A 7,123-nucleotide genomic window follows, 5' to 3' on the forward strand; every position below is an offset into this window, starting at 1 on the left:
TTGTTTTGTATTGAATTATTCTAAAAAAAGTGTTATTCTATAATATATAGAAGATACAAAATTGTATTTTCATATTTCTTTGAAGGGAGTGTGTCTGTTTGGCTGTATCAGCGATACTAGAAGACATAGAAATAATTCTAAAAAAGTTTAAGGCATGTATAGAAAGTGAAAATTTTATTATATCTCAAAGTGAAAATAGACAGGATAATAATGATTTTTTAAAGAAATATAATCTAGATAAAAACAAACAAATAGAAATGTTAAATTGTTTAACAAAAGAAGATTTTTCAAAATCAGAAGAACATAGAAATCACGAAGGTAGAATATTGTACTTCTTTGGGAAAAAATATGAATTGACAAATATAGATGGATTAAGAGAAGAAGTGGAGTTATACATAAAATTTTACATTGCAGAGAAGAAAAGTACAAAAGAAGATTTCACAATAATAATATCTTTTCATCCTGCAAAGTATTCAATTAAATACTATATGTAGCCTATTAAATAAAAAAATTCACAGTATTTTAGCATATAAGATACACAAAAATATATCTTTTTTATGCAAATTAAATAAGAAGGAAAACTTGGAGGGGAAACCATGAAAAATATGATAACTGGTAACAATAAAGTATTTTGTGAATTTTGTCTAGATGATGTAAACTATACAATTAAAATTAAAGAAGAAATTGATACTATTAGAGGCAAAGAAATAAAATACATGAAGAAAGAAGCATTTTGTGAAGAATGTGGAAACTATGTATATATTCATGAACTTAATGATGAAAACTTAAAATCATTATATACTAAAATTAGAGAAATGGATAACATTATAACTGTAGAAGAAATTGAACTTTTATTAGAAAAATATAACATAGGTAAAAAACCTCTTTCCTCATTATTAGGATGGGGAGAGGGAACTATAACAAGATATTTAAAAGGAGATGTTCCAACAAAGCCATATTCTGATAAATTAAGATTAATACTTGATAATCCAAATGAAATGAAAAAGGTACTCGAAGAAAATAAAAATAATATAAAGGATATTGCTTATAAAAAATGTAGAGATGCTATTTTAGAAATAAAAGAAAAAAATACATTTTTGGAAACAGATAGAATAAGTATTATTGCTGAATATATAGTATCAAAATGTGAAGAGATAACACCTCTAGCTTTACAAAAACTATTATACTATTCACAAGCATTTACTAAATTATTTACTAATAATTACTTATTTGATGATGATTGTGAAGCATGGGTTCACGGGCCGGTATACAGAAATGTATATGAGAAATATAGAGATTTTGGAAGAAATCAAATAGAGTATGAGAACAATATAATTTCATTAGATAATGATATGGAAGAAAAGATTGTTGATGCTGTGATTAAATACTTTGGATGCTATAGTGGAAAAATATTAGAAAGAATGACACATGAGGAAAAACCTTGGGTTGTTAATAGACAAGGTTTAGGCAAATATGAATCTTCTAGTAATGTTATAGAAAAAGAGGTCATTGATGAATACTTTAATAATATAAAATCTAAATATAATATAATAAATATATCTGATATAAATGATTATAGCTCTGATTTATTTAAAAAGATTCAAAGTTAATGTTAGACATAATATAAATATCAATGAGAAAACATTCTATAGTTAGAATGATTTTTATTTCTCTGCATTGTCAATTATAACAACATTGACTATTATGACAATATTAGAGTATAATAGTAATATAAATGATATAAATTTATATCATTAAAGACATAAAAAAAAGAGACTACAAACTATTTGCGGTAGGGTGTCTCTTCATAAATAAGCTAAGTATTAATTAGAGGAAGAATCACCTGAATGCCCGTTCGGGTGATTCTTAATTTTTTGCAACGTTTTCTTAAACTCGTCTATCTCTTTAAGAAGTTTATTTACATTCCTCACTAATCTAGTAAAACTAATAATTATAGTTGTAAGAAATGTAATTATTGTTAACAATAAAATTAGATATTTCATAATATCACCTCCCCTCTTGATTTGACTTGGGAAGGCTTATGTAAATGAAAATTCACCCTAATAGTTTTCTATGTAGTCTCTAAAAATATTATACCATAATTTACCATTATGTTGAATTTAATATTATATTGACTACGAGAGTAGAATAAAGATATAATATAAATAACAGAAAATTTAAAAATTTTACACAAAAATTACTACTTATCTATTGCCACCTTAAAAAGTGGCTATTTTTTATGCAAAGAAGGTGATAAAATATGCATTTTAATGTGAATCTTAAACAGATAAAATCTGATTACACATTAACCATTCACAAAATGAACAAGTCATTTCTAGGTCAAATTCCAATCAACTTTTTAAATTCTATAAAGCGTGAGCTTGGTGGAGTAGATGAAATACAACTTACCATTCCTAAATATATCACAGAACGTTTCCAATTCTCTAAAGTAATAAATCCTATATTTGATGAAATAAAAGAAGAGCGTCTTATTTGTCTTAATGATAAAGAGTACTTTGTAATTAAGAATGTTATAACAACAGACGATAAGTTAAAAGTAGTAACAGCTAAATCAAAAGAGGTTAAATTAGGAAAGATTGACGTAAATATTGAGGATTATGGATTACAGATGTTCACCAAGGATGAAGAAGCATCTATTATATCTCTTAATGATTATTTAAAACAAGAAACGGGCTGGAAACTTGGTCATGTAGATGATTCAATTGCTTATGAAACTGATAGTGAAGGCAATAAGAGAGAGAAAGTAAGATGGCAAGAAAGTATTAACTCTAACTGGTTAGATTATTTCAATAATGAACTAAAAGAACAATTTGAGTGTATAGCTGATTTTGACACTTATAATAATTTAGTTAATTTGTACCATATAGATTCCTTTGGAGATAATATTCAATTATATTTATCTCATGATAACTATATTAAATCTCTTGAAAGAACTACAAATAGTGATGATATAGTAACTAGACTGAAGCTTGAAGGCAGTGAAGACATGGATATAATAGGAGCTACAGTTACAGGATATAATTACATTGAGAATTATTCTTATTTCTTAGATAATAAAGAAATGAGCGAAGAACTTAGTAGAGCTATAAAGAAATACCAGGAAATGAATGAAATAAGAGAGCCAATTTGGCGAGAATTAATAGATACAAAGCTTAAGAAACAAAGAGAACATGACAGCAAAAGCAATGAATGGCTACATGTAATAGAGACTATAAAAGCTAAGAAGGATATAAAGAAAACATATGATAATCCTGAACATAAAAATGAAATAGAATCAGCTAAGTTAGCAGCAGAAATAAGTAAGCTAGAAGATGAAAAGGTCATATTAGATGTTCAAATAAAACATTTAGAAGAAGAAATAGCAAAGTTAGATGAAAGTATAAAAGATATAAATATTCTTTGTAAGAGAGAAACTTCAACTGATGAGGATGGATATTTAATATTCAATGAAGCTCTATTAGATGAATTAAACGAATTTCTCTATTATGATACTTATACAAATGATGCTTTTTTAAAAGTTGAAGATTTAATAGCAGAAGGTAAAAGACAATTGAGTTTAAAATGTATCCCAACTAAAGAATGGACACTAGATGTTATAAACTTTTTAGACAGAATAATAGATATTAATTTTAGACAGCATTGGAAGGGTGATTTAAGCTTAGGAGATATTATAGTGTTACATAGCAAAGAATCTGGAGAAGAAGAATTAGTATACTTTACATCTTTTACTCAGAATTTGAAAAATGGTAAATTGGATACTTTAGAATTAACATTAAGTAACAAAAAAATAAAAGAAGATGATAAAAGGACTATAGCTGATTATTTGACTAAAGCTGAACATGCAACAAGAACATTAAACTCTAAAAGACATTTATTTATTCAGCAACAGAAGAAAAGAATTAACCTACCAGATGAATATATTCCTAGGAAAAATATACAAAAGGAGTTGATGTAAATTGATATTAGATAATTCACCAGCAGATAGCTGGATAAGAATTACTGGAGTAATTGTAACCTATAACAACACACTTTATCAAGTAGTAGATAAGGAAACAAATAAAAAATATATATATTGGGATGTTGATAATCCAGGAACATTAAAAGTTTCTAATGTAAGATTACCAGAAGGAAACACACAATTTTTAGTAGTTGTAAATGATAATGGAAAACATACAGAAGTTCCTATAAACTCACCAATATTTGATATATCTTTTGATGGAAATTCAAGAAAAAATACTGAAGAACAGATTTGGGGATTATATGAAACTGATGAAAAACATAATGAAAAATTTGTAGTTATTGAAAAAGACATAGATGGAATACATCAAACAGTTTTAGAAGTGCAAGAAGATGCATCTCATATAAAAGAAAATATGTCTCTTATAGACCAAAGAGCTGAAAATGTAAATATATTGGTAAAAGAAGTTACTAAAAATTTTGGTGGCTCACAAGAAAATATAACATTAAGAGAAAACATAAATAAGGCTATAATTAAGTTAAATACAGACTTAGGAACATTTAGTTCTAACCTGTCTAATTATTTTAATGATAATGAGATTACAGATGAAGAAAAAGAAAAGATTGATATTGAACTTAATCTGTTAGATACAGACAAAGCAAGTTTATATACAGAGTTACAAAAACTTATTGATAGAACTACTGGTGTAGACTTGGTAGCAATAAACACTTCAAAATCAGCATTGGATGCAGCAAGTACCAATCTAAATTCTATAATCAATTCAGTTATTTCAGATGGTATAATTACACCTTCAGATAGAATTTTAGCTATAAATGCAACTGCTCAATACAACTTAAAAATAAATGAACTTAAAAATACAGTAGATAAAATTTATATAACAGGTATGGGTGGAAGTATATCAGAGGAATTTGCACAAATAAACGCTACAGCTAAAGAAATAAAATTAGAAGTAGCTAGAGTGGATGGTGTAACTAAAACTAATTCTGCTCAAATTAAATTGACTAAAGATGATATAACTATGATGGTCACGAGGAACAACAGTGGTTCAATAATAGGAATTAAACCCGATAAAATTGAATTTGGTTTTAATGATATATCTAATTATGTAGAAATAGATAGGAATGGATTAACAGTAAATCAAGGAGCTATAGCATGTGATATATTAACTACTCCTAGTGGTCATGAACCAATAATACGATTATTTGGAAGTAGCAGGTCTGGATTTGCAATAGATGCAAGACAATCAGATGGTGCTAGTCAAGCATCAGCTATAAGATTAAAATATGATAGCAATAATTATTTTTGGGTAGGATATGATACTGCTGAAATATATGTTGATGGAGAAGAACACTTTATTGTTGAAAGAGATGATACTTTTGTAAGATGTGGAGGAGCTAAATTTACATTTACGAATGGAGATAGCTTAGGTATAGGATATTCATTTTATCCAGAGCGTTCTGTAACTGATTTAGGTTGTGAGAGTTATAAATGGAGATATTTATATGCTCGTTCTACTTTGAGTGAATCTGATAAAAAGTTTAAAGAGAATATAGTATACATAAAAGATATTAAGAATAGAACTCGTTCAAGTGTCACTCCAACACCATTTTTAGATTTTATAAAAGATGAATTTAAGCCAGCAACATTTGATTATATAGCAGAAAAAGATAGGACAATTGCAGATAGTCAAATAGGGTTTATAGCTAATGATTTTAAAGATAGTTATGTTGGAAAAACATTTCTATATGACTATGGAGAAGAAAATGGATTAATGTTTAGTCCATCTGGTTATACAACAGTTGTGGCAACTGCACTTCAAGAAGAAATACAAAAGAGAGAAGAATTAGAAATACTAGTTAATGAATTAAATGAGAAAATTAATAATTTAGGAGGGTGTTAATATGGAAGTAAATTTACAAAAAGCATATACAGTAGCATTTGAAGAAATAAAAAGTTTATATAATGAACTAATACTTTATAAGGCACTTAACATGCAACAACAAGAAGAAATTGAGAACTTAAAAAAAGAACTAGAAGAACAAAATAAAGAACAATAGGATGTGATACTTTGAAAAATTATGAAATAAAGAATCATACCATAGAAGTAGATTTTAGTAATTACAGAATAAACAAAAGATTACTAGACTATTTTATTTATAATGAAAATGATGTTAAAACAGCTTACATTGAAGCAATATTGAAAAATAAAGATGAAATAATAGATTTATCTGAATATGATAGAGTTTTAGTTAGTATTACAAAATCAGACGGACAAAAAGTTAATGGAGAATGTGAAGTTGTAGATGCAGAAAATGGTGTTGTAGAGATAGAACTTAGCCGACAAGCACTTGCAAGTGTTGGTATAAATACATTTCAACTATCCCTTGTGAAAGATGGAACTCTACTTAATACTACAAATCTTTATTATAGAGTTGAAGAGGGTATGATTAATGATGATGATATCACTTCAACTGATGAATACGGAGTATTATTGGTAATAATAGCCCAAGCAGAAGAAATTATAAAAAATAATAAAGAGTTGACTAAAAGAGTTGAACAGCTTGAAATAACTATACTTGGTAATGAAGAAGTTAGGGATAAAGCAGAGCAAATTAGGATTTATAATGAAGATATAAGAAACATACAAGAAGAAGAAAGAGAGTTTAATGAGTTAACACGTCAAAATCAAGAAGCCAATCGTGAAGAATCCATTCAGAATATGCAAATTCAAGTAGATGACAAACTTACTGATTGTCAACTCCAATTGGATGAAATGATAGATGCTAAATCTGAAGAAATAGACAATATTGTTGATGACAAAATGCTTGATGTGCAAGCTCAAACAGATAAGAAATTTCAAGATTTAGATGCTAGAGCTAATGACACTTTTGATTTATATGATAAGACATTTGAAGATAAACTTACAGATAACCAAGAACAGATTGACTATAAACTTGACGAAGTAAATCAGGTTATATCTAATGTTGAAGATTGTATTGATGAAAGTACTTTAAAATTAGATACAAAAATAAAAGAAGTTGATGACAAAATAGTTGAAGTAAATACTGCTAAGACAGATATGACAACTACTGTAAGTAATAAGATTACTGAATTTGAAAATAG

At 27.1% G+C, this 7,123-nt stretch carries 5 protein-coding genes and 1 pseudogene; all 6 read left to right on the plus strand.

The features are described from left to right. Nucleotides 1-98: 98 nt before the first annotated feature. Nucleotides 99-494, plus strand: a complete 396-nt coding sequence (locus KGF41_RS14645; RefSeq protein WP_074099279.1) for a hypothetical protein — start codon at nucleotides 99-101, stop codon at nucleotides 492-494. 102 nt (nucleotides 495-596) lie between these two features. Beyond that, on the plus strand, nucleotides 597-1,610 hold the full coding sequence (locus tag KGF41_RS14650; protein WP_227856900.1) for a type II toxin-antitoxin system antitoxin SocA domain-containing protein: 1,014 nt from the start codon (nucleotides 597-599) through the stop codon (nucleotides 1,608-1,610). 650 nt (nucleotides 1,611-2,260) lie between these two features. Further along, complete coding sequence (locus tag KGF41_RS14655; protein ID WP_227856901.1) at nucleotides 2,261-3,976, plus strand: phage tail protein; 1,716 nt, start codon at nucleotides 2,261-2,263, stop codon at nucleotides 3,974-3,976. Between the two features lies 1 nt (nucleotide 3,977). Then, nucleotides 3,978-5,900, plus strand: a complete 1,923-nt coding sequence (locus tag KGF41_RS14660) for a tail fiber domain-containing protein (RefSeq protein ID WP_227856902.1) — start codon at nucleotides 3,978-3,980, stop codon at nucleotides 5,898-5,900. Nucleotide 5,901: 1 nt separating this feature from the next. Then, nucleotides 5,902-6,057 (plus strand): hypothetical protein, encoded by a 156-nt coding sequence (locus KGF41_RS14665; protein WP_018112698.1) that lies wholly within the window; start codon nucleotides 5,902-5,904, stop codon nucleotides 6,055-6,057. Between the two features lie 11 nt (nucleotides 6,058-6,068). Next, nucleotides 6,069-7,123 (plus strand): annotated as a pseudogene (locus tag KGF41_RS14670) (phage tail protein); the annotation flags it as partial.

This window comes from Clostridioides sp. ZZV14-6150, from assembly GCF_020657875.1.
Classification (GTDB): domain Bacteria; phylum Bacillota; class Clostridia; order Peptostreptococcales; family Peptostreptococcaceae; genus Clostridioides.